This is a genomic window from Nocardia sp. NPDC051321 (assembly GCF_044455225.1).
Taxonomy (GTDB): Bacteria; Actinomycetota; Actinomycetes; order Mycobacteriales; family Mycobacteriaceae; genus Nocardia.
The window spans coordinates 482,519-508,286 of the sequence record NZ_JBITEM010000003.1 but is presented as its reverse complement, the minus strand read 5'-3'; the positions used below and the strand labels follow the sequence as shown (position 1 = coordinate 508,286).

The 25,768-nt window shown below is 67.2% G+C and carries 1 protein-coding gene; it reads left to right on the top strand.

The window, feature by feature from the left end; all coding sequences use genetic code 11:
• The first annotated feature begins 11 nt into the window (after window positions 1-11).
• The gene (locus ACIA8C_RS09220) at window positions 12-25,766 is read left to right on the top strand and encodes a non-ribosomal peptide synthase/polyketide synthase (protein WP_397132624.1); all 25,755 of its coding nucleotides are present in this window, start codon (window positions 12-14) and stop codon (window positions 25,764-25,766) included.
• Window positions 25,767-25,768: the final 2 nt, after the last annotated feature.

The following is a 25,768-nucleotide window of genomic DNA, read 5'->3' as shown; positions in this document are numbered from 1 at the left end:
CAGGAGGCGGGATGCCCGACCAACGTTCACCCCTGCATGCCCGCGACAGCCACCCGCCCTCCTATCCGCTGACCGCGGCACAGCGGGCGATTCGGTTGCTGCAGCAGTTGGCCGGCGCCACGCCGGTGTCGAACGCGTTATACGTCGAGCTCGCCGGTGAGCTCGACACCGCGCTGCTGACCGCGTCGTTCGCGCAGGCGCTCGACGAGTTCGAGGTCAGTCGCGTGCGTGTGGTCGAGGTGGACGGACAGCCGCGGCAAGTGGTGGACGACACCGCCAATAGCGCAGTGCAGCAACTGGATTGCACCTCGGCGCCCGATCCTGTTGCCGCGGCGCTGGACTGGATGCACGGCGACTACCGCGCACCCATCGACCTGCCGCATGGCCCGGTGGTGATGGGCGCGATAGTAAGGGTCGCCGAGCGCCGGTGGTTCTGGTACTTGCGCGCCCATCACATCGTGCTGGACGGAATCGCCGCACTGAACATCCTCACTCGAAGCGCGCTGCTCTACACGGCTGCGCTGGACAACACGGAGCCTGGGGGCCAGGCGATTCGATCGCTCGGCGAGATCGTCGCCGCGGACGCGCAGTATCGTGCCTCGCAACGCTTCGACGACGATCGGGTGTTCTGGTCGAAGTATGTGGCAGAGCTGCCCGAGCCGGTGACCCTCACCGATCGGGTCGCGCTCGCCGACGAGCATCCCCTGTCGGTGAGCGCTGTGCTGTGCGCCGAAACCGACAGCGCGCTCCGTACCGCCGTCACGACCCGATCGGTCGGACCGGCCGTATTCATCCTCGCCGCGTTCGGTTTGTACCTGGCGCGGATGACCGGCTCCGACGATGTGGTGCTGAGCTTGCCGGTGTCCGCGCGGGTGACGGCGGCGATGAGCCGCTCCGGCGGGATGACCGCCAACATCGTGCCGTTCCGGATCACCGTGACCCCCGAACGCACCATCGGCTCGCTCCTCGCGGCGACACAGCGCACGCTGATGGATGTCCTTCGCGCGCAACGCTACCGGCACGAGGACATGCTCGAAGACGCGGAATCGGTGGCCGCCCGCCATCTTCCGCAGGCGGCGGGGCCGATGGTCGACCTGATGATCCTCGATACGAAGATCGTCCTCGGCGACATCACCGGCCGGTTGCGGGTATTGACCCCGGGCCTGGTGCCGGATCTCTCGGTGAATGTCTATCCGGCCGTCGGCGGCGAGAGCACCAGGGTCGATTTCTTCGCCAACCCCAGCGCGTACACATCCGACCAGGTCGCCTACCACCACCGGCGGTTCGCGCGGTTCCTCGACAGCTTCTTGCGCAGCGTGCTCACGGACACCGGGATCTCGGTGCGCTCCGTGGCATTGCTCGAGCCCGACGAGCAGCGGTTGTTGCGGGAGTCGGGTGCCGGTGGTTCGGGTCCCGCGCAAGTCACGTTGCCCGACATGTTGTCTCGGGCCGCGGCGGCGCACGCGGATCGGCTCGCGCTGCGCGACACCGGGCGCGCGTGGACGTACCGAGAGCTGGATGAGTGGTCGAATCGGTGCGCGCGGACATTGATCGACTGCGGTGCGGGGCCGGAAACCGCGGTGGCGGTTGCCATTGCGCGCTCGGCGGCATGGGTGCGTGCGGTATGGGCGATCGCCAAGACCGGGGCCGCGTTCGTGACCGTGGATCCCGCCCATCCGGTCGAACGGAACCGGTTCATCCTCGCCGATTGCCCGGCGGCGATCCTGCTCACCTGCAGCGAAACCAGCTCGGAGACAATCGGATCGGACGGGATCCGAGTCGTCGATATCGACCGGCTCGACCTGGAGGAGTGCAGCGCTGCCCCGATCGTCCAGGCGGATCGACGCGCTGCGGTGCGAATCGGCAACACCGCCTACATCGTGTACACCTCGGGTTCGACGGGCACACCGAAAGGTGTTGCCGTCACCCATACGGGACTGACCGGAGTCTCGGGCACCCTGGGCCGACAGTATCGGCTCGACAGCGACTCTCGGGTATTGGCCGTTGCCGCCCGCACTTTCGACGCGGCGGTGTTCGAGCTGCTGTCGGTGCTATCGGTCGGTGCGGCGCTGATCGTCGCTCCCAGTGATGTTTTCGCCGGAGCGCCGCTGACGGAGTTGATGCGTGCCGAGGGTGCGACACATGCGTGTTTGACTCCGGCCGTCGCGGCCACACTCGATGCGACGCAACTCGATGATTTGCGAGTACTCATGGTGGCAGGCGACGCGTGCCCGCCCGCGCTGGCGCGGCAATGGTCGGGGAGCGACACCGCCGGTATTCGTCTGTTGTACAACCTGTATGGGCCGAGCGAGACCACGATCTGGGTCACCAGTGCGGCGCTGCGTCCAGGCGATGCGGTGTCGCTGGGTGCGCCGATACCGGGAGTCCGGCTTGCGGTGCTGGACGCGTGGCTGCGGCCGACGCCACCCGGTGTGGCGGGGGAGTTGTATGTGGCCGGTCCCGGTGTGGCCCGCGGCTACCTCGGCCGGGTCGGGTTGAGCGCGGCATCGTTCGTAGCCGATCCGGACGGTCCGGCGGGTGCGCGGATGTACCGCACCGGAGACGTGGTGCGCTGGGAGCTGAGCGGTACCGATGGCGCGGCACTGGTTTTCGTCGGCCGCGCGGACGCGCAGATCAAGATTCGCGGCCAGCGCGTCGAACTCGGCGAGATCGAGGTCGCGCTGTCCGGGCTGGACGAGGTGCGGCACGCCATCGTCGCCGCCGTCGGCGGGCAGACCGAAACGGCTTGGGTCGCGGCCTATCTCACCGCCGCGCCGGGACGCGCCATTGATGTGGACACGGTCCGGCAGGCACTGGCGCGACGGCTGCCGCCGTACATGGTCCCCGAGACCATCACGGTTCTCGACGCATTGCCGATGACCTCGAGCGGGAAGGTGGATCGCCGCGCGTTGCCTGCACCGCGGCGACTGGTTGCGACTTACCGCGCGGCATCGTCACCCTTCGAGGAGATTGTCGCCGCCGCGTTCGCCGAAGCGCTCGGGGTAGACCGCGTCGGTGTCGACGACGATTTCTTCGCGCGTGGTGGGCATTCGATCTCGGCGACGCGGGTCGCGGCCCGACTGGCGGAGGTGACCGGCCGTGCGGTCGGTGTGCGAGACATCTTCGACGCGCCAACACCCGCCGCGGTGGCTCGGGTGCTCACCGCACGCGAGACCGGTCCGGTGCGGTCGAAGCTGGTTGCCCGCGCGCGGCCGGCGCGAATTCCGTTGTCGTTCGCGCAGTTACGCATGTGGTTCATCAACCGGTTCGATCCCGCTTCGCCGACCTACAACATCCCGTTGGTATTCCGTCTGATCGGCTCGCTGCATACCGACGCGTTGACGGCGGCGCTCGGTGCGGTGGTCGCGCGCCATGAAGCGCTGCGGACCCGCTATCCCGAGCTGGACGGGGTGCCATGTCAGGAGGTGGTGGCGAGCGCGCCGGTGCTCGAGGTGACCGCGGTGGATCCGGGCGGCCTGGCCGACGCGGTGGCCGAGCGGGTTCGGCGCGGATTCGACCTGCGGGTAGATATGCCCCTGCGGGCCACTGTGTTTCGGTGCGGTGATGCCGAGCACGTCATGGTGTTGGTGGTGCATCACATCGCCGCGGACGGCTTGTCGATGGCGCCGTTGCTGCGGGATCTGTCGATGGCCTATACGGCACGGCGGGCGGGACAGGAGCCGGGATGGAGCCCGCTGCCGGTGCAATACCCGGATTACGCATTGTGGCAACGCGAACTCCTGGATTCGGAGTCCGCCGCGGAGAGTGCGCTCGCGGCTCAATACCGTTACTGGGAAACGGAATTGGCCGACGCGCCCCAACCGGTGTCGCTGCCGACCGATCGGCCGCGCCCGCCGGTGCTGAGCAACCGCGGTGACGTCGTCGAATTCACCGTCGACGCACCGCTGCGCGAGGCGCTGTCCCGGCTCGCTCGTGAGCGCAGGGTCAGCGCGTCGATGGTGTTGCAGGCGGCGCTCGCGGTGCTGTTGTCGCGGCTCGGCGCCGGAGCGGATATCTCGATCGGCGGTCCGGTTGCCGGGCGTACCGAGGAGACGCTGCGGGAGTTGGTCGGGTTCTTCGTCAATACGTGGGTGCTGCGGGTGGATCTGTCCGGTAACCCGCGTTTCGAGGAGGTGCTCGACCAGGTCCGTCGTAAGGCGTTGACCGCCTACGAGAATCAGGACGCGCCTTTCGAGCGGCTGGTGGAACTGCTCAATCCGGCCCGGTCGACGGCCTACAACCCGCTGTTCCAGGTGTCGCTCGAGCTGCAGAACGATGGCCTGCCCGCCCTCGAGCTGCCCGACCTGGTTGCCGAATTCCTCCCTGTCTCCACCGGAAGCGCCAAGGTCGACCTGCATTTCGACCTGCTCGAAATCTCCAGCAGTACAGCGACTCCCGCGGTGCTGATCGGCCGGATCGAATACGCCACCGACCTGTTCGACCGCGCAACGGTGACCGGCATCGCCGACAGCTACCTCAGGGTGCTGCGCGCGGTGAGCGCTGATCCGTCGGAAGCGATTGCCGATATCGATCTCCTGGCCGATGCCGAACGCGAACTGCTGCTGACGCAGTGGAACTCGCGGTCCGAGAGCACGGTGACGGAGACCACGATCGTGGCGGCGTTCCGCGCGCGCGTCGAATCGGCACCGGCCGCGGTCGCACTGCGGTTCGGCGACGAGGCGCTGACCTACGCGGAATTGGCTGTGCGGGTGGATGTTTTGGCGCGGGTGTTGGTGGGCCGGGGTGTGGTTCGGGGTTCGGTGGTGGCGGTGGCGTTGCCGCGGTCGGTGGATTTGGTGACCGCTGTGTTGGCGGTTGTGGTGGCGGGTGGTGCGTATTTGCCGATTGATCCGGAGTATCCGGCTGCCCGTATCGAGTTCATTGTGGGTGATGCTGATCCGTCGCTGGTGTTGACGACGGCCGCTGTGGGTGCGGGCTTGCCGTTGGGTGGGCGGGCGTCGTTGTGCCTGGATGTTGTGGATCTCGAGGATGAGTCGTTCGGATTGCCGGTGTTGTCGCCTGCTGATGCGGCGTACGTGATCTATACGTCGGGTTCGACGGGGCGTCCGAAGGGTGTGGTTGTCGAGCATCGCGGTGTGGTGAATATGGCGGTGTATGGGTGGCCTGGTGGTCCGGGTGAGCGGGTGTTGTTGCATTCGTCGATGGCGTTCGATGCGTCGGCGTATGAGTTGTGGCCCGCGTTGCTGGCGGGGTCCACCCTCGTCATCGCACCGCCTGGCCGATCGGATATCGCCGAGCTGAACCGGGCCATATCCCGGCATCGCGTGACCGCGCTGTACGTGACGACCCCGCTGTTCGAGATAGTGGCGAGCTCAGGTCCGGAACTGACGCTCGACTCGGTAAGCCGAGTGGTCACCGCGGGTGACGCGTTGCGACCCGTCGCGGTCGCGCGCTTCCGTGACAGGTGGCCGGGGATCGATGTGGTCAATGCCTATGGGCCGACCGAGAATACGGTGTGCGTATCGACCTATGAGATCCCCGATTCGCCGGAGTTGGCGAGTGGGGCCAGCGTGCCGATCGGCGCACCCGTGGGGAATATGCGGGTATACGTGCTGGATTCGCGGTTGCGGCCGGCGCCGGTGGGTGTCGCGGGCGAATTGTATGTCGCCGGAGTGCAACTGGCGCGTGGGTATCGGCATCGTCCGGGCCTGACCGCGGAGCGCTTCTCGGCTTGTCCGTTCGGCGTCGGTGAGCGCATGTACCGGACTGGTGACGTGGTCCGGTGGACCCGAGCGGGTGTGCTCGAATTCGTTACTCGTGCCGATGAACAGGTGAAGGTGCGCGGGTACCGGATCGAGCCCGGTGAGATCGAGATGGCGTTGACCGCACACCCTTTGGTGTCGCAGTCGGTGGTGATCGCGCGTGCGATCGATGCCGCGGATTCGGTGAGCGTCATGGACAAGCGGCTGGTCGGGTACGTCGTGCTCGATCGAGCGGACGCGGCGCGGCAAGAAGCCGTTCGCACCGACGATATTCGACGCTTCGTCGCGGATCGGCTGCCGGAGTACATGGTCCCGTCGGCGATCGTCGTACTCGACAGCCTTCCGTTGACGCCTAACGGCAAGGTGGATCGTCGCGCGTTGCCCGCGCCGACCTTCGCCGTCGCGGACCATCGCGCCGCGTCGACGCCGGCCGAGGAGATCGTCGTCACCGTGTTCGCCGAGGTGCTCGGGGTGGACCGCGTCGGGGCCGATGCCGATTTCTTTGCGCTGGGCGGACATTCGTTGTCGGCGATGCGGGTGGCCGCGCGGATGAGCGCGGTGCTCGGTATCGAGGTGGGCGTGCGGGATGTGTTCGAGGCCCCCACCCCCGCTCGGCTGGCGCAGGCGCTTGCCGAACGCAGGGCCGACCTCGACCCGGCACGACCGGCGTTGGTGGTGCGAGAGCGTCCGGAGCGGATGCCGTTGTCGTTCGCCCAATCCCGGCTGTGGTTCATCAATCGATTCGAACTGGACTCACCGGCCTACAACATTCCGATGGTGTTGCGATTGCGCGGGCCGTTCGATCAGGCGGCGTTGGCCGCGGCGTTGACGGATGTGGTGGCGCGGCACGAGAGCCTGCGCACCGTGTTCCCGGATGCGGACGGGGTGCCGTTCCAGCGGATTCTGCCGGTCGAGCTGGCCGCGCCGAGGATCGAGACGAGTACGGTCGAGCCCTGTGAGCTCGAGCCGACCCTGGCCGGCCTGGTGCGGCGCGGATTCGATGTCTCGTCGGCGACACCGTTGCGAGTTACGTTGTTGCGCAACGGGTTCGATGATCACATCGTGGTGTTGGTGCTGCATCACATCGCCGCGGACGGTTGGTCGATCGCGCCGTTCGTGCGGGACCTTTCTGCCGCGTACACCGCGCGTCGACAGGAACAGGCACCGCGGTGGGCGCCACTGCCGGTGCAGTACGCGGACTTCGCGCTGTGGCAGCGGGCGACGCTGGGCGCGGAGTCCGATCCGGGCAGTGTATTGGCGACGCAATTGCGCTATTGGGCAACTGAACTGGCGTACGCCCCGCAGCCGATAACGCTGCCGACGGACCGCCCGCGCCCGCCGATCGCCAGCAACCGCGGCGATGTGATCGAGTTCGCCTTCGAGCCAGCATTGTGCGCGGCGCTGTATCGACTCGCCCACGATCGCCAAGTGACAGTGTCGATGCTGTTGCAGTCGACGCTTGCGGTGTTGTTGTCGCAGGTCGGCGCGGGCGAGGACATCTGTATCGGCGGTCCCGTCGCGGGACGCACCCAAGAGGCGACGCACGACTTGATCGGCTTCTTCGTCAATACGTGGGTGTTGCGGGTTGACCTTTCCGGTAACCCTCGTTTCGAGCAGGTGCTCGACCAGGTCCGCCGAAAGGCCCTGACCGCCTACGAGAATCAGGACGCGCCCTTCGAGCGGCTGGTCGAATTGCTGCAACCAACGCGTTCTCCCGCGTACCACGCACTGTTTCAGGTGTCGTTCGCCTTGCAGAACAACCTGTTGCCCGAGCTGCGGCTGCCGGAGCTGGATGTCGAGATCATTCCGGCGACAACCGGCACCGCGAAATTCGACTTGCACGTCGATGTGGTCGAACGGGTGAATCCCGCTGACAACGCGGCCCCGGCGCTGTCGGGCCGGATCGAATACGCCACCGACCTGTTCGATCGCGATTCCGTGGTGGACCTCGCCGCGCGTTACCTGCGGCTCCTGGGCACTGTCACCGCAGACCCAGGAATCCGCCTCGGTCAGATAGATATTCTCGCGCCCGACGAACGCGGTCGGTTGCTGCGGACCTGGAACGACACCGCGGCGCCGTTGCCGGCGGCGACCTCCGTTGCGCGCCTGTTCGATCGACAGGTAGCGGCCACGCCGGACGCGGTCGCTGTCGCGCATGCCGACGGCCACCTCACGTATCGCGAATTGGCCGGGCGGGTAGATGTTTTGGCGCGGGTGCTGGTAGGCCGGGGTGTGGTCCGGGGTTCGGTGGTGGCGGTGGCGTTGCCGCGGTCGGTGGATTTGGTGACCGCTGTGCTGGCCGTGGTGGTCGCGGGTGGTGCGTATTTGCCGATTGATCCGGAGTATCCGGCCGGTCGTATCGAATTCATTCTCGATGACGCGGATCCGTTGCTTGTGCTGACGACGGTTTCCGCGAAAGCGGAGCTGCCGTTGGGTCGGCGAGCGTCGATGTGTCTGGATGACGTTGATTGTGTTGCGGAGGAATCATCAGGCGGTGGTCTGCCGATGTTGTCGCTTGATGATGCGGCGTATGTGATTTATACGTCGGGTTCGTCGGGGCGTCCGAAGGGTGTGGTTGTCGAGCATCGCGGTGTGGTGAATATGGCGGTGTATGGGTGGCCTGGTGGTCCGGGTGAGCGGGTGTTGTTGCATTCGTCGATGGCGTTCGATGCGTCGGCGTATGAGTTGTGGCCTGCGTTGCTGGCGGGGTCGACCCTCGTCATCGCACCACCCGATCGGCTCGACCTTTCCGCGCTGATGCGCACGGTATCCCGCCATCGCGTCACGACAATGTTCGTGGCGACCGCGCTCTTCGAACTGCTCGCGACCGCGGGTGCCGAGCTCGACGCCGCACCGGTGCGTCAGGTCGTCACCGGTGGCGACGCCCTGAGTTCGGCCGCGGTAGCGCGCTTCCGGGATCGCTGGCCCGGTGTCGATGTCGCCAATGCCTATGGGCCGACCGAGAACACGGTCTGCGTGTCGACCCAGGAGATCCTCGGTTCGCACCAGTGGTCTGCCGATGAACGGATATCGATCGGCACGCCGGTGGCGAATGTGCGGGTGTTCGTGCTGGATTCGCGGTTGCGCCCGGTTTTGGTTGGCGTGGCGGGCGAATTGTACGTAGCCGGAGCGCAATTGGCGCGGGGTTACGCCGGGCGGCTCGGGTTGACCGCGCAGCGGTTCGTGGCGTGCCCCTTCGGCGCGGCCGAGCGGATGTACCGGACCGGCGACGTGGTGCGGTGGACCCGCGGCGGCGTCCTCGAATTCGCGGGCCGGGCCGACGATCAGGTCAAGGTGCGCGGATATCGGATCGAGCCCGGCGAGGTCGAGGCGGCCTTGGTTGCGCATCCGGCGGTGTCGCGCGCGGTGGTCGTCGCCCGCGCTCTCGCCTCCGCCGACACTACCGCTGTGATCGACAAGCAGTTAGTCGCCTACGTTGTTCGCGATCGCGAAACGACGGTCGTCGCCGACAGCGACCGGGCGGCCGAGCTGGTCGGCCATTGGCGACAGGTCTACGACAACCTGTACGCGGGCAAGGAAAGCTACCTCGGCGACGGCCGTGAATTCGCCGAGCCGATGGCGTTGGACGCCGATTTCGGCGGCTGGAACAGTAGTTACACCGGAGAACCGATTCCCGTTGCACAGATGCGGGAGTGGCGGGACGCGGTAGTCGAACGGGTTCTCGGCCTGCGGCCGGTGCGGGTGCTGGAAATCGGTGTCGGATCGGGATTGCTGATGTCGCGACTGGCAGCGCGGTGCGCCGAGTACTGGTGCACCGATTTCTCCGAAGCGACCATCGGAAATCTCCGATCACGGCTGAACGAATCGGCGGTGGACTGGGCCGATCGGGTGCGTCTGCGAGTGCAGTCCGCCGACGACATCTCAGGCCTGCCGCAGGACCGATTCGATGTGGTGGTGCTGAACTCGGTCGCACAGTACTTCCCGAACGCCGCCTACCTGATGGACGTGATCGACAAGGCAGTGGGGCTGTTGCTGCCCGGCGGTGCCATGTTCATCGGCGACGTCCGCAACCTGACCTTGCTGCGGGAGTTCGCCACCGGCACACAGCTGCCCGGCGGCGGGGACGCCGACACCGTGGCGGCGGTGCGGGAGCGCGCGCGGCGCGCGCTGACGGCCGAGCAGGAATTGCTGGTCGCCCCCGAGTTCTTCCTCGCGTTGCGGGACAAGGTCTTCGGCGCAGCCGCGGTGGGTATCGAGTTGAAGTACGCGCCGGTCGACAACGAGTTGACGCGCTACCGCTACGACGTGGTCCTGCACAAGGCCCCCGCGCAGGTTTGTTCGCTTGCCGGACTGCCACAGCGTCCCTGGTCCGAATTCGGTGACCTGCGAGGACTGCGCGCACAGCTGGTCGCCGAGCGGCCCTGCAGCCTGCGAATCACCGGAATACCGCAGACCGGAACGATTCTGGACGTTGCGGCCACCCGAAGCGTCGATACCGCGGCCGAGCACGTGCGGGTGGCCGATCTCGACCTGGGCAGCACCACCACGACGGCGCTGCCGCACGAAATCCGTTCGCTCGGCACGGAATTGGGCTTCACGGTCGCTGTCACCTGGGCGGCGCAGGCAGGCCGGATGGACGCGGTCCTCGTCCGCGACGCGGACGAGGCCGCGGTGTTCGACGACATCTATCTGAGCGCGGGTCCGCTGGATTCGCCGGGCGCCTACGTCAACGATCCCGGTATCGCAGATCTGGTCGCCGAGATCCGGCAGTTCACGGCAGATCGGTTGCCGGAGTTCATGATTCCGGCCGCCATCGTCATCCTCGATGAGCTGCCGCTGATGCCCAACGGTAAGGTAGACCGTCGCGCCCTGCCCGCCCCGCAGTTGATCACCTCGACCTATCGGGCCCCGTCGACACCGTTGGAAGAGATCGTCGTCTCGGTCTTCGCGGACGTACTCGGCGCCGACCGGGTCGGCGCCGACGACAATTTCTTCGAGTTGGGCGGGCATTCCCTGTCGGCGACGCGGGTGGCGTCACGCGTGGCGACGGCCACGGGCATCGCGGTCGAAGTGCGCGACGTGTTCGACGCGCCCACCGCCGCCCGATTGGCCGGAACGTTGGCGGTGCGGGCCGAGACCGCGGCAGAGCCGAGCGTGGTGTTGGCACCGCGCGACCGGCCGGACCGAATCCCGTTGTCGTTCGCGCAGTCTCGGATGTGGTTCATCAACCGGTTCGAGCCGGACTCACCCGCGTACAACATTGCCATGGTGCTGCGTTTGCGCGGGCAACTGGATGCGGCGGCGTTGTCCGCGGCCATAGGTGATGTGGTGGCACGGCACGAGAGCCTGCGCACGGTATTTCCCGACGAGAAGGGGATACCGTGCCAGCGGATCGTGCCGATCGATGGTGCTGCGGCGGTCGCGCTGGATACTGTCGATTCGACCGAGCTCACCCACCGGGTTACCAGTATTGTGCGGCAGGGATTCGACGTGTCCGCGCGGCCGCCGTGGCGAGTCACGTTGCTGTGCAGTGGATCCGATGACCATCTGCTCGTCGTCGTGCTGCATCATATTGTCGCCGACGGATGGTCGATAGCACCGTTGGTGCGTGATCTGTCGCTGGCCTACACCGCCCGTCGGGCGGGGCGGACGCCCCAGTGGGTGCCGTTGCCCGTGCAGTACGCCGACTACACGTTGTGGCAGCGTGAGGTGCTGGGCGCGGAGTCCGATCCGGAAAGTTTGGCCGCGCGCCAGATTACTTATTGGACAGAGCATTTGGCGGGTTTGCCGGATCGATTGGAGTTGCCTGCCGATCGGCCGCGGCCGGTGGTCGCCTCGCAGCGTGGCGGTGCATATTCGTTCACCCTGGATGCCGCGACGGTGGCCGGGTTGGGCGCGGTGGCGCGCACCCATCAGGTGACGGTGTTCATGGTGGTACACGCGGCGGTGGCGGTGCTGCTGTCGCGGTTGTCGGGCAGCGCCGACATCGCGGTGGGTACGCCGATCGCGGGTCGCGGCGCGTCGGCGTTGGACGGGGTGATCGGCATGTTCGTCAACACGCTCGTGTTGCGAACCCGGGTCGACGCGGGCGGTTCGTTCACCGACCTGCTCGACCAGTGCCGCCGGGTGGACTTGGCCGCGTTCGCACACGCCGACATTCCCTTCGAACGAGTCGTCGAGGCCATCGACCCACCCCGTAGCCAGGCGCACCATCCGTTGTTCCAGGTGCTGCTGGCCTTCCAGAATCTCGACCTGGACCCGGCGTTGGCACAGCTGCCCGGACTCGAGGTCGAGCCGCTGCGGAGCCTGGACATCGGGGTCGAACGATTCGATCTCACCATTACCGTCGCCGACATTCCGGACAGCACCACCGCCGACGTGCCGATCACCCTCAGCTTCGCGCTGGACCTGTTCGATCGGTCGACGATCGTCGCGTTCGCTCGCCGCTTGCAGCACCTTATGCGCGCGGTGGTGACAGATCCGGCGATCGGCTTGCGTGCGCTGAATCTGCTCACGCCGGACGAGCGAATGGTGTTGCGCCAGTGGGGCGACGGCGGCGCGGGCCCGCAGCTGCGGCTGTTGCCCGAGCTGCTCGCCAGCGCCGCGGCGGAATTCGCGGCGCGGCCCGCGGTCATGGACGCGGGGCAGCAGTGGACGTATCGGGATGTCGACGAGTGGTCGAATCGGTGTGCGCGGGCGCTGATCGAGCTCATGGTCGGCACGGAAACCGTTGTGGCGATCGCTATTCCCCGGTCAATGGCCTGGATGCGTGCGGTGTGGGCGGTCGCGAAGACCGGGGCCGCATTCGTCTCCATCGATCCGGCGCAGCCGCTGGCGCGCAATCGCGGCATCCTCGCCGATTGCGCGGCTGCCGTGCTGCTCACCGTGGCAGGCGAATGGGAAGTGCCCGGGATTGTCGTGTTCGATCTGGACGGCTTCGACCTGTCCGCATGGAATGCCGCCCCGATCGAGGACAGTGATCGGCTCAGCTCGATCCGGCCGGACAATACCGCGTACGTCGTCTACACCTCGGGGTCCACCGGTACACCGAAAGGCGTGGCACTCACCCATGCCGGGCTCGCCGCGATCGCCACGGCTCAGCACCGAGACCTTCGGTCGACCACCGAGTCGCGCGTATTGGCCGTCGCCGCACGCACTTTCGATGCGGCGATCTTCGAGCTGCTGCTCGCCGTACCCGTCGGCGCCGCGCTGATCGTCGCTCCCAATGATGTTTTCGCCGGTCCACCATTGACGGAGTTGATGCGCGCCGAGGGTGTGACACATGCGTGTTTGACTCCGGCCGTCGCGGCCACGCTCGACGCGCGGCAGCTCGATGATTTGCGAGTGCTCATGACGGTCGGCGAAGCGTGTCCGCCCGCGTTGGTTCAGCAATGGTCGGGCGGCGACGCCCGGACAGTGCACAACCTGTACGGGCCCAGCGAGGCCACGATCTGGGTGACCGGCGCGGAACTGGTTGCCGGAGTACCGGTGTCGATTGGCAAGCCGATTCCCGGTATCCGTTCGCTGGTATTGGATGCCTGGCTGAATGTGGTGCCGCCGGGTGTGGTCGGTGAGCTGTACGTAGCCGGTCCTGGCGTAGCACGCGGATACCTCAACCGCGTCGGCACGACCTCGGCGGCGTTCGTAGCCGATCCGTTCGGGCCCGCCGGGTCCCGCATGTACCGCACCGGAGATCTGGTGCGCTGGCTGCCGGACGGCGCCGGGATGATCGTCGTCGGCCGCGCCGATTCCCAGATCAAGATTCGCGGCCAACGCCTGGAACTCGGCGAAATCGAAACCGTACTGGCCGAACTCGACGAAGTGTTGCGTGCCGTCGTCATCCCCGTCGCCGACGGTGCGACCGCGCGACTGGCCGCCTATCTCACCCCGGCTCCTGGCCAGCGCCCTGATCCGGTCGCCATCCGGGCGGCCGCGGCGCGGCGATTGCCGTCGTACATGGTCCCCGACACCGTCACTGTCCTGGACGAGCTGCCGCTGACCACGAGCGGGAAAGTGGACCGGCGAGCGCTGCCGGAGCCGGAGTGGGCGACCACGACGTACCGGGCCCCCGCCACCGCCACCGAAAAGGTTGTGGCCGAGGTATTCGCACAGGTCCTCGGGCTCGACCAGGTCGGAGCCGACGACGACTTCTTCGCCTTGGGCGGCGACAGCATCGTGTCGATTCAGCTGGTAGCCCGGGCGAAGGACCGCGGTGTGGTGTTCACGCCGCGGCAGGTGTTCGAGGCGCGGACGGTGGCCGGGTTGGCGCGGGTGGCCGAATCGGTGGAGCAGGCAACGGTTTTGGCGGAGCTGCCCGGCGGTGGTGTCGGCGCGCTGCCGCTGACGCCGATCGCTCGGTGGATGGTGGAGCACGGCGGGTTCCGGCGGTTGAATCAGACCCTGGTGCTCACGGCGCCGGTCGGATTGGACTGCGCGGGCTTGACGGCCATCATGACAGCGTTGATCGACCGGCACGACATGCTGCGGGCCCGGCTGTGGCACGACGGCCGAGACTGGCAGCTCGAGACGCGGCCGAGCGGGACGGTAGACGTCGAGTCGCTGGTGCGCCCGATCGTGATCGCGCCGGACGTCGATTCCAAGGGCCGCCGCCAGCTCGTGGCGGCGGAGGTCGATGCCGCGCTGAATAGACTGGCTCCGGCTAATGGCGTTGTGCTGCAGGTGCTTTGGGTTGTTCCCACCGACCCGGCACAGGCCGGTCAGCTCATTGTCCTCGCGCATCACCTTGTGGTGGATGGAGTTTCGTGGCGAATCATGCTGCCCGACCTGATGTCGGCGTGGCAGCAGTATCGCGCAGGCGGCGCGGTGTCGATGCCGCCGACGGGGACGTCGATGCGGCGCTGGGCCCACGGCATGATCGAGGAGGCACGGTCACCGCGTCGGGTGGCGGAACTGCCGCTGTGGCAACGGATCGTCGACGGGCCGGACCCGTTGCTCGGGTCGCGGGCCGTCGACCCCGCTCGCGATGCGGGCGCGATACGCATACGGCGCGTTCAGGTTTCGCCGGAGATCACCGAGGCATTGCTGACTCGGGTGCCTGCGGCTTTCCACGGTGACGTGCAAGACGCGCTGGTAGCCGCGCTGGCGGTGGCCGTGCAGCGCTGGCGGGCCGGTCGCGGCGTGCGGGAGTCGTCGACGCTGTTGCGGTTGGAGGCGCACGGGCGCGAAGAGCAGGTCCTCGCGGGTGCGGACCTGACCGCGACGGTCGGTTGGTTCACGACGGTGTATCCGGTTCGGATCCCGTTGACGGGAATCGATCTCGACGACGCCTACGCCGGTGGACCGGCGATCGAGACGGCGGTCAAGAGCGCGAAAGAGGAGCTGCGCGCGATCCCGGACCACGGCATCGGCTACGGACTGCTGCGCTACCTCAACCCGGAGACGGCGCAGGCCTTGCCCGCCGCGCCGCCCGCGCAGGTCGCCTTCAACTATCTCGGCCAACTGTCTCCGAACCGATCATCGAGCGGCACAACCACTTCCGAGTTCGCTGTCACCGACGAACTCGGCGCACCGATAGCCGACGAGGACCTGCATGTCCTGGTGACGGCGGTCGTCGACATCACGGCGGTGGTCACCGATGGGCGCTTGTCGGCCACCTTCGGCTACCTCGAAGCCGTGCTCGACGAGGCCGAGGTCGATGAGTTGGCCCAGTGGTGGGTCGACGCCCTGGGCGCCATCGTCGGCAGGCTGCGCCATCCGCGTGCAGGCGGACATACTCCCTCCGACTTTCCGCTGGTGCGGGCGACACAATCCGATATCGTGACGTGGGAGGCGCGCTACCCGAGCCTGGCCGACGTATGGCCGTTGTCGCCGTTGCAATCCGGTCTGCTGTTCCACGCCCGACTGGCCGAGTCGATGGTGGACGTATACGCGGTGCAGCTCGCCATCACGCTGTCCGGCGCGGTGGACGCCGACCGGCTGCGGCACGCGGTCGGCGCCCTGCTGCGGCGGTATTCGAATTTGCGGGTGGCGTTCGGTACCACCGCCGAAGGCGACGGCGTGCAGATCGTTGACGATGACGTGGTGTTGCCGTGGCGCGAGGTCGACCTTCGTGCGGAGCCCGAATCCGCGCTGGCGGAGGTGCTGGAGCGGGACAAGGCTGAGCCGTTCGACATCGAGACGGCGCCGCTGATGCGTTGCACGCTGGTCGCGGTGTCCGAGGATCGGTACACGCTGTTGCTCTCGTATCACCACGTGCTGTTCGACGGTTGGTCGATGCCGTCGCTGCTGCAGACGCTGCTTGCGGTGTACGCGGCGCCGAACGGCGCGATCGCCGAGCCGATGGGTTCGTATCGGTCCTACCTCGACTGGCTCAGCCGACAGGATCCAGCGGCCTCCCTTGACGTTTGGCGGCAGGCACTCGAGGGCGCCGAGGCGACGCTGTTGGCGCCGCACGCCGCGGCTGCCGGATCGGCAGCGCGAATGAGCTCTGTCGCAGTGGATTTCGGCCACGAGCTCGCCGACCGGCTGATCGCCGCTGCGTCGTCGGCCGGGGTCACGGTGAACACCATGTTCCAAGTGGCGTGGGCGATGGTCGCGGGGTATCTGACCGGGCGCGACGATGTCGTGTTCGGTGCGACGGTGTCCGGGCGGCCCGCGGAGCTGCCGGGCATCGAGACCGCGGTCGGACTGTTCATCAACACCATCCCGGTGCGGGTCCGCTACCAGCCGGGCGAGCCGATCGCCGCGGTGCTGAACCGAGTACAGGCAGAACAGTCGGGCTTGCTCGGACATCATCACATCGGCCTGGCCGATATCCATGCCGCACTAGATGTTTCGGCGATCTTCGACACCGTCGTGGTGTTCGAGTCCTATCCCGTCGACGAGGCCGCCCTCGCGGCACAGGCCGCGGCGATCGATGGCATGAGCGTCGAAGAACTGCGGTCGAACGATTCCGCGCACTATCCGCTCGCGTTGGTAGTCGTCAAGGGACAGTCGTTCCGGGCGCAATTGCAGTACCAGCCTGAGGTATTCGCTCGTGAGTGGGTTCAGGCCGGTGCCGATCGGCTCGCGCGAGTGCTGGATGCGATGACCATCGATTCGTCGGTCTTGGTGAAGTCGATCGATATGTTGTCCGCGGCCGAGCGGGCTCGGCTGGTGCCGGTCCGTGGCCGCCCGGCGCGGCCGCCACGGCTGCTGGCGGATCTGCTGGTCGCGGGAGCCGCCCTCGACCCGGCCGCACCCGCGGTGATATCGGGTGCGGTGACGCTGAGCTTCGGTGAGCTGGACAGCTATTCGAACCGGTTGGCGCGCTTACTGATCAGCCGCGGCATCGGACCGGGCGACGCGGTAGCGCTGGTGATGCCCCGGGGTATCGAGTTCCTCGCCGGATTGTGGGCGGTGACCAAGGCCGGTGCGGCCTTCGTGCCGATCGACCCGCGCCATCCGCTGGACCGGGTCGTCGGCATGATCGCCGATTCCGAGGTGCGCCTTGCCTTGTCGGTGACGGACACGGTGGCCTCGGTGCCGGGCACGATCGATCGGGTGCTGCTCGACGGGCCGGATCTGCCCGCGCTCGTCGAGGAGTTTTCCGGGGCCGCGGTGATCGACGCGGTCCGGGTTCGCCCGCTCCGGCCGGGACACGCGGCTTACGTGATCTATACCTCCGGCTCGACAGGCACCCCGAAGGGCGTCGTGGTCAGCCATGAGGGCTTGGCGAACTTCACTGCCGAGCAGCGCGAGCGTTACGGCGTGGACGCGGACGCGCGGGTATTGGCGGTATCGGCACCGGGTTTCGATGCGGTGATGATGGAGCTGCTGATGGCGCACCCGAACGGGGCCGCGTTGGTGGTGTCGCCACCGGACATCTTCGGTGGCGCGTCCCTCGCGGAAATCATTCGGCAGCACAGGGTTTCGCATGCCTTCGTGACGACGAGTGTGCTGGCGACCATGTCGCCCGCCGGGTTGGCGTCGCTGCGGGTGCTCGTCACCGGTGGCGAGCGGGTACCCGCGGAGCTGGTGGCGGCTTGGGCGCCGGGGCGGGAGCTGTACGTCGCGTACGGGCCGACCGAGACGGTCATTGTCACCACGATCAGCGATCCGATGGATCCCGCCGCGCCGGTGACCCTCGGCGGGCCGATCCGCGGCATCGAGGCGGTCGTCCTTGACGCGTCGCTGCGCCCGGTGCCGGTCGGTGTGCGCGGCGAGCTGTATCTCGGCGGCATCCAGCAGGCGCGCGGGTACTCGAACCGGCCAGGGCTGACGGCCGCGTCCTTCGTCGCGAATCCGTTCGGTCGCAGCGGCTCCCGGCTGTACCGAACCGGCGACCTGGTCTGCTGGAACGCGCGGGGTGACTTGGAGTTCTTGGGACGCAACGACTTCCAGGTCAAGGTTCGTGGACAGCGGGTCGAGCTCGGTGAGATCGAGGCAGTGCTCGCCGAGCAGCCGGGGGTGCATCGAGCGATCGTGGTGCGGCACGCGACATCCGATCGACTCATCGGCTATCTCGTCGGCGTCGATCTCGACCCGCAGCAGGTGCTGGCCGCTGCCAGGCATCGGCTGCCCGCGCACATGGTGCCCGACGCGTGCATGGTGCTGCCCGAGTTGCCGCTCACCGTGAGCGGCAAAGTGGATCGTGCCGCTTTGCCGGAGCCGGAACAGCTCAGCCTGGCCTACCGCGCGCCGTCGACGCCGGCCGAGCAGCTGGTGGCGGACGCATTCGCGGATGTGCTCGGGCTCGACCGGGTCGGCGCGGACGACGATTTCTTTGCGCTGGGCGGGCATTCGCTGTCGGCGATGCGGTTGACGTCGCGGGTGGCCGCGGTAGCGGGTGTGCGTATCGGCGTGCGCGATGTGTTCGAGGCGCCGACTCCCGCCCGGTTGGCGCGGGTATTGGCGGCCGGTGCCGGTGATTCGGCCGAGCCCGCGTTGGTGGTTCGGGAGCGACCCGAGCGGGTGCCGTTGTCGTTCGCGCAACTGCGCATGTGGTTCATCAACCGATTCCACGGAGCGTCGGGGTCGTACACCATTCCGTTGGTGCTGCGGTTGACCGGTGCGTTGGACACCGATGCCTTGATCGCCGCGATCGGTGACGTGGTGGCGCGGCACGAGAGCCTGCGCACGGTCTTCCCCGACGAGCAAGGGATACCGTTCCAGCGGGTGCTCCCCGCCGACCAGGCCGTGGTCACCGTCGAGGTTCGGTCGGTGGATCCAGCACAGCTCGACGCTGCCGTCACGGCGTCGACTCGGCATGGGTTCGACTTGTCGACTGCGCTTCCGGTGCGAGTTACCCTGCTGGACAGCGGTTCCGGTGAGTACGTGCTGGCGATGGTGATCCATCACATTGCCGCCGACGGGTGGTCGATCGCGCCACTGGCGCGGGACTTGTCGACCGCGTACGTGGCGCGCCGGTCGGGACAGTCCCCGCAATGGGTTCCGTTGCCGGTCCAGTACGCGGACTACACGCTGTGGCAGCGTGCGACTTTGGGTGCGGAGTCCGATCCGGAATCGACCTTGACGCGTCAGCTCGCCTATTGGACAACGCATTTGGCGGGATTGCCGGATCGGCTGGAATTGCCCGCCGATCGTTCGCGGCCGGTGCTCGCCTCGCACGACGGCGCGAGCTATTCGTTCGTGCTGGACGCCGGATTGTTCGCCAGGATCGGCGAGCTGGCGAATGCCCATGGGGTGACGGTCTTCATGGTCGTCCACTCGTCGGTGGCGCTGCTACTGTCGCGGTTGTCCGGTGCCGGGGACATCGCGATCGGCACGCCGATCGCGGGGCGAGGTGCGGCGGCGTTGGACGAATTGGTCGGGATGTTCGTCAACACGTTGGTGTTGCGGACGCGGATCGACGAGGCCGGTTCGTTCACGGACTTGCTCGGTCAGGTTCGACAGGTGGATCTCGATGCCTTTGCCAACGCGGACATTCCGTTCGAGCGCGTGGTGGAAGCCATCGATCTGCCCCGGACCCAGGCGCATCATCCGCTGTTCCAGGTGATGCTGGCCTTCCAGAATCTCGACCTGGATCCTGCCTCCGCACAACTGCCGGGAATTCAGGTCACGCCGATGAATCTCGGTGCGAGTGTCGAACGATTCGATCTGTCCGTCACCGTCGCCGACATACCGAACCCGAACGGCGATATCCCGGTGACCATCGGTTACGCCACAGAACTGTTCGATCGAACGACCGTCGCGCAGATGGCTCGTCGGCTGCAGCGCATCCTGCACGCGGTAGTGACGGATCCCGCTGTCGGATTGCGTGATCTGGATGTTCTCGATTCGGGCGAACGGGAGTTGTTGCGGGAGTGGGGTGACGGCGGTGCCGGACCTGCTGCGAGCACGCTGAACGAGATGCTCTCCCGCGTGGCCGCGCAGTTCCCGGAACAGCTCGCGGTTGTCGACGCGCGGAATCGCCTGACCTATCGGGAACTGGATCGTTGGTCGAATCGATGCGCGCGAATGCTGATCGAGCAGGGCGCCGGTCCGGAAACCGTAGTGGCGATCGCCCTTCCGCGCTCGACGTCCTGGGTGCGGGCGGTATGGGCGGTCGCGAAGACCGGTGCCGCCTTCGTGTCCGTCGATCCGGCGCACCTGTGGGAGCGGAACCGCTTCGTGCTCACCGACGCTGCCGCGACGGTCGTGCTTGCCGAGGCTGGAAGTGCCACCGAGACACCCGGATTGGACACGGCGGAGTTGAACGAGGCCGGGATTCCGGTGATCGATCCGGACCGGCTGGATCTGCTCGGATACAGTGACGCGCCGTTGGTCGAGGCAGAACGACGCGGTGCTGCGCGGTCGAGCAATACCGCTTACGTCGTGTACACCTCAGGGACGACCGGTAGACCGAAGGGTGTCGCCGTCACCAACGCGGGGTTGGCCGCTGTCACGGCGGCGCAGTGCCAGCTGTTCGGCCTCAGCGTCGATTCGCGTGTATTGGTGGTCGCCGCAAGAACTTTCGACGCGGCAGTGTTCGAATTGTTGTCGGTGGTTTCGGTCGGTGCGGCGTTGGTTGTCACTGCCGGTGACGTTTTCGCCGGTGCGCCGTTGGCCGAGTTGATCGATGCCGAGGGTGTCACGCATGCGTGTTTGACTCCGGCTGTGGCGGCCACGTTGGCTGCCGAACAGCTGGACGGTTTGCGGGTGCTCATGGTCGCCGGTGAAGCGTGTCCGCCAGCGCTGGTACGGCAATGGTCGGGTACCGACGCCGCCGGAGTCCGTGAGCTGTTCAACCTGTACGGGCCGAGCGAGTCCACGATTTGGGTCACCGCGGCCGAATTGCGGCCGGACGAACCGGTGTCGTTGGGTGGGCCGATTCCAGGAGTCCGGGTGGCGGTGCTGGACGCGTGGCTGCGTCCGGTACCGGCGGGCGTGGTGGGGGAGTTGTATATCGCGGGTCCCGGTGTGGCGCGCGGATATCTCGATCGGGCGGGGTTGACGGCCGGATCGTTTGTCGCCGATCCCTTCGGGCCCGCCGGGTCGAGGATGTATCGCACGGGCGATCTGGTGCGGTGGACGCCGGCGGGGGAGCGTCGGACGTTGATGTTCGCCGGACGCGCCGACCGTCAGGTCAAGATCCGTGCCCAGCGCCTCGAACTCGGCGAAATCGAAACCGCGTTGGCTCAGCTGGACGAGGTACGGGATGCGGTGGTCAGCACGCACACCGACGAGCCGAGCGGGACAATACGATTGGCCGCCTACGTCACCGCGGCACCCGGTCACCTACTCGACTCTGTCGCGGTCCGGCGGACAGTCGCGCAACGACTGCCGTCGTTCATGGTCCCCGACACCGTCACCGTGCTGGCGGAACTGCCGCTGACCTCGAGTGGCAAGGTGGACCGGCGCGCGTTGCCCGCCCCGGAGCGGGTGCTGGTGACGTATCGGGAGCCTTCGACGCCGTTCGAGGAGATCGTGGTGTCGGTGTTCGCGGAGGTGCTCGGCGTGGACCGGGTCGGGATCGACGATGATTTCTTCGCACTCGGCGGGCATTCGTTGTCGGCCACCCGGGTGGCGTCCCGGGTGGCCGCGACGACAGGCACCGAGGTGGGCGTGCGAGATGTATTCGATGCGCCGACCGCGGCCGGGCTGGCACAGATGCTCACCGAGCGCTCGACCGAAGACCCGGTGTGGTCGGCGTTGGTGGTCCGCGAGCGACCCGAATACCTGCCGCTGTCGTCCGCGCAGTGGCGGATGTGGTTCATCAACCGACTCGAACCGGACTCACCGGCCTACAACATTCCCCTCGTGCTGCGGTTGACCGGTGAGCTGGATATCGAGGCACTGATCGCTGCCATCGGTGATCTGGTGGCGCGCCACGAAACCCTGCGCACGGTGTTCCCGGACCGGGACGGGAGCCCGTACCAGCGGATCCTGCCGGTCGCCGAGGCCGCCGCGGCGGTCGAGGTGCGGGCCGTCGACGCGGCCGAGATCAAGGATGTGGTGCTGCCGCTGATGCGGCGCGGCTTCGATCTGCCGAGCACGCCGCCATTGCGGGTTACCTTGCTGGACAACGGTTCCGGCGAGTATGTACTGGTGCTGGTCATCCATCACATCGCGGCGGATGGTTGGTCCTTGGCGCCGTTGTCGCAGGATCTGTCGCGGGCATATGCGGCGCGTCGGGCGGGGCAGGATCCGGAGTTGGCCCCGTTGGCGGTGCAGTACGCGGACTACACCCTCTGGCAGCGTGCGGTTTTGGGGACGGAGTCCGATCCGGATAGCGTGTCGGCGCGTCAGATCGGGTATTGGACCGGGCAGTTGGCGGGTTTGCCCGATCGGCTGGAGTTGCCTGCCGACCGGCCGCGCCCCGCGGTGGCCTCGCAGCGCGGTGCTACGTATTCGTTTGCGGTGGACGCGGATACGGCGGCCGGGCTGCGACGAGTCGCGCACGCACAGCACGCGACGGTGTTCATGGTGCTGCACGCGGCGTTGGCGGTGGTGCTGTCGCGGTTGTCGGGCAGTGGCGATATCGCGGTCGGTACGCCGATCGCGGGGCGAGGTGCCGCGGCGTTGGATGGGCTGGTCGGCATGTTCGTCAACACGCTGGTGTTGCGGACCCGGGTCGACGAAGCCGCCTCGTTCGGCGACCTGCTCGAGGAGTGCCGCCGGGTCGATCTGGCAGCGTTCGCGCACGCCGATATTCCGTTCGAGCGGGTGGTGGAAGCGGTGGAGCCGCCACGAACCCAGGCGCATCATCCGCTGTTCCAGGTGATGCTGGCCTTCCAGCACCTCGACTTCGATCCGGCGGGCGCGCAACTGCCGGGAATTCGTTGCACGCCAATGGAGCTCGGCATCGGGGTCGAACGATTCGATCTCACCGTCACCATTTCCGATAGTCCTGATACCCATGGTGGCCTGACGGTCGGGGTGAGCTATGCCCTCGACCTTTTCGATCGGGCGACGATTGCCGCATTGACGCGGCGGCTGCGGCGCGTCATCGATGCGGTGGTCGCAGATCCCACGGTGGGTCTGCGTGACATCGACATGCTCGATCCGAGTGAGCGAACGTTGTTGTCGCAGTGGGGTGATGGTGGCGACGGCCCGGAGCGGGTCGCCTTGACCGAAATTCTGGATCGAGCTGCCGTCGAGCACGCGGATCGGCTAGCGGTCATCGAGTCCGGGTGCGAGTCGACCTATCGGGAACTGGATGAGTGGTCGAATCAGTGCGCGCGGCTGCTGATCGAGTCGGGTATCGGACCGGAATCCGTTGTCGCGGTGTCGATTGAGCGATCAGCGGCGTGGGTGCGTGCGATGTGGGCTGTGGTCAAGACCGGCGCCGCGTTCGTATCTATCGATCCCACCCATCCGGCCGAGCGGAATCGGTTCATCCTCACCGATTGTGCTGCCGCCCTTGTGCTTACCAGCGGCGACAACGCAATCGGGTCGGACGCCGCTGGGTCGGACACCGCCGGAATTCGGGTGCTCGACCTGCACCGGCTGGACCTTTCCCGGTGCAGCGCCGCGCCAGTCACCGATATCGACCGAGGCGCGACGGTACGATCGGCCAATACCGCCTATGTCGTCTACACCTCCGGGTCGACCGGTACGCCGAAGGGTGTGGCCGTCACCCATGCGGGATTGGCGGCCGTCGCCGCCGCCCAGTCGACGCGCTATCAGCCGAATGGTGAATCCCGCGTATTAGCTGTCGCCGCAAGAACTTTCGACGCCGCGATGCTGGAGATGCTGTTGGCGGTATCGGCCGGTGCGGCATTGGTGGTCGCTCCGGGCGATGTCTTCGCCGGAGAACCGCTGGCGGAGTTGATGAGCCGCGCGCGCGTCACGCACGCCTTCCTGTCGCCGGCGGTCGGCCTCTCGATCGATCCCAGCGGGCTCGATGATCTGCGGGTGTTACTGACCGGTGCCGAGGCATGTCCGCCGGAGTTGGTGCGGCGGTGGTCGGGCACGGACGCCGCGGGTGTCCGCAGGCTGTACAACCTGTACGGGCCGACCGAATGCACGATCTGGATGACCGGCACCCAGGTGGACGTCGGTGATCCGGTGTCGGTGGGTGGTCCGATTCCGGGAGTTCGGTTGGTGGTGCTTGATTCGTCATTACGGCCGGTACCGCCGGGTGCGGTCGGCGAGCTGTATGTGGCCGGTCCCGGTGTGGCGCGCGGATATCTGCACCGGGCGGGGCTGTCCGCGACGTCGTTCGTGGCCGACCCCTACGGGTCGTCGGGGTCGCGGATGTACCGCACCGGAGATCTGGTGCGGTGGCTGTCCACCGGCGACGACGACGCGGTATTGATGTTCATGGGTCGCGCCGATTTCCAGGTCAAGATTCGCGGCCAACGGCTGGAACTCGGCGAAATCGAAGCCGCGCTGGCCGGTTTGGACGAGGTACAGCAGGCGGTCGTCACCGTCCACACCCCGGGTGTCGGCGGCGCACGACTGGCCGCCTACGTTGCGGCTTCACCCGGGTGCACCCTCGATGCGGCGGCCATCCGGCAGGCGGTGGCGCGACGGTTGCCGTCGTTCATGGTCCCCGACACCGTCACGGTGCTCGACGCGTGGCCGCTGACCGCGCACGGGAAGGTCGATCGGCGTGCGCTGCCCGCGCCGGACTGGGTGGGTGCGACCTATCGGGCGCCCTCGACGCCGCTCGAGGAAATCGTGGCGTCGGTGTTCGCCGAAGTGCTGGGAGTAGAACGGGTTGGCGTCGACGACGACTTCTTCACACTCGGCGGCACCTCGATGGTCGCCATGAAGTTGGTGTCCCACCTTCGTGCCCGCACCGGGACGGCCGTTCCCTATCGGCTGCTCTTCGCCGATTCGACACCGGCGTCCCTCGCGCGGTATTTGGCGCAGCCGCAATCCGAGATGGGTGTATCACTCGGCGTGCTGTCGCCGCTGCGTTCGACAGGCGGCAAACCGCCGTTGTTCTGTGTCCATCCAGGCGGTGGTCTCGCATGGGTGTACGGCGCGCTCGCGGGCCACCTGGACCCGGATCGACCCGTGTACGGCCTGCAAGATCCTTACATCGTCGAAAGCGGTCCCCGCCTCGAATCGGTGGACGCGTACGCCGAGCGTTACGTAGAGGAGATTCTGAAATCCTTCCCCGACACCACCTTTCACCTGCTCGGTTGGTCGCTCGGCGGAAAGATCGCGCACGCCATGGCCGCACGACTGCGGCAGCTCGGCCACCCCGTCGGACTTCTCGCCCTCGTCGACACCGGTATCGCGGAGAATCTCGAACAGCTGCCCGCAACCGAGCCCGACGACGTCCGGGCCCACCGGGCGTTGGTCGAATTCCTCCGCGGCTGGCGCGAATTCCTCGGTATGCCAGACGATCAACAGCTCGACGACCCCGCAGCTCTGCTTCCGCTACTCGCCGAGCGACTCAGCAGCGAAGGCATCCTGACCCCACAACAGGTCGAGCGAGTAACCGAAAGCTTCATGGCGCCGGTATCGCACACACCGGACTGTTACGAAGGCGACGCCGTGCTGTTCGTCGCCACGCGCGAGCCGTACCGAGACCAGATCGCCCGTACCTGGCACGGGCACATCACCGGAGCCATCCACGAGATCCCGATCGACGAATGGCACACCGGCATGATGAACCCGGCGGCCGCCGGAGAAATCGGCCCGATCCTGAACACCCTGCTCCGAGAAAGCGACTCGACTATGTGACA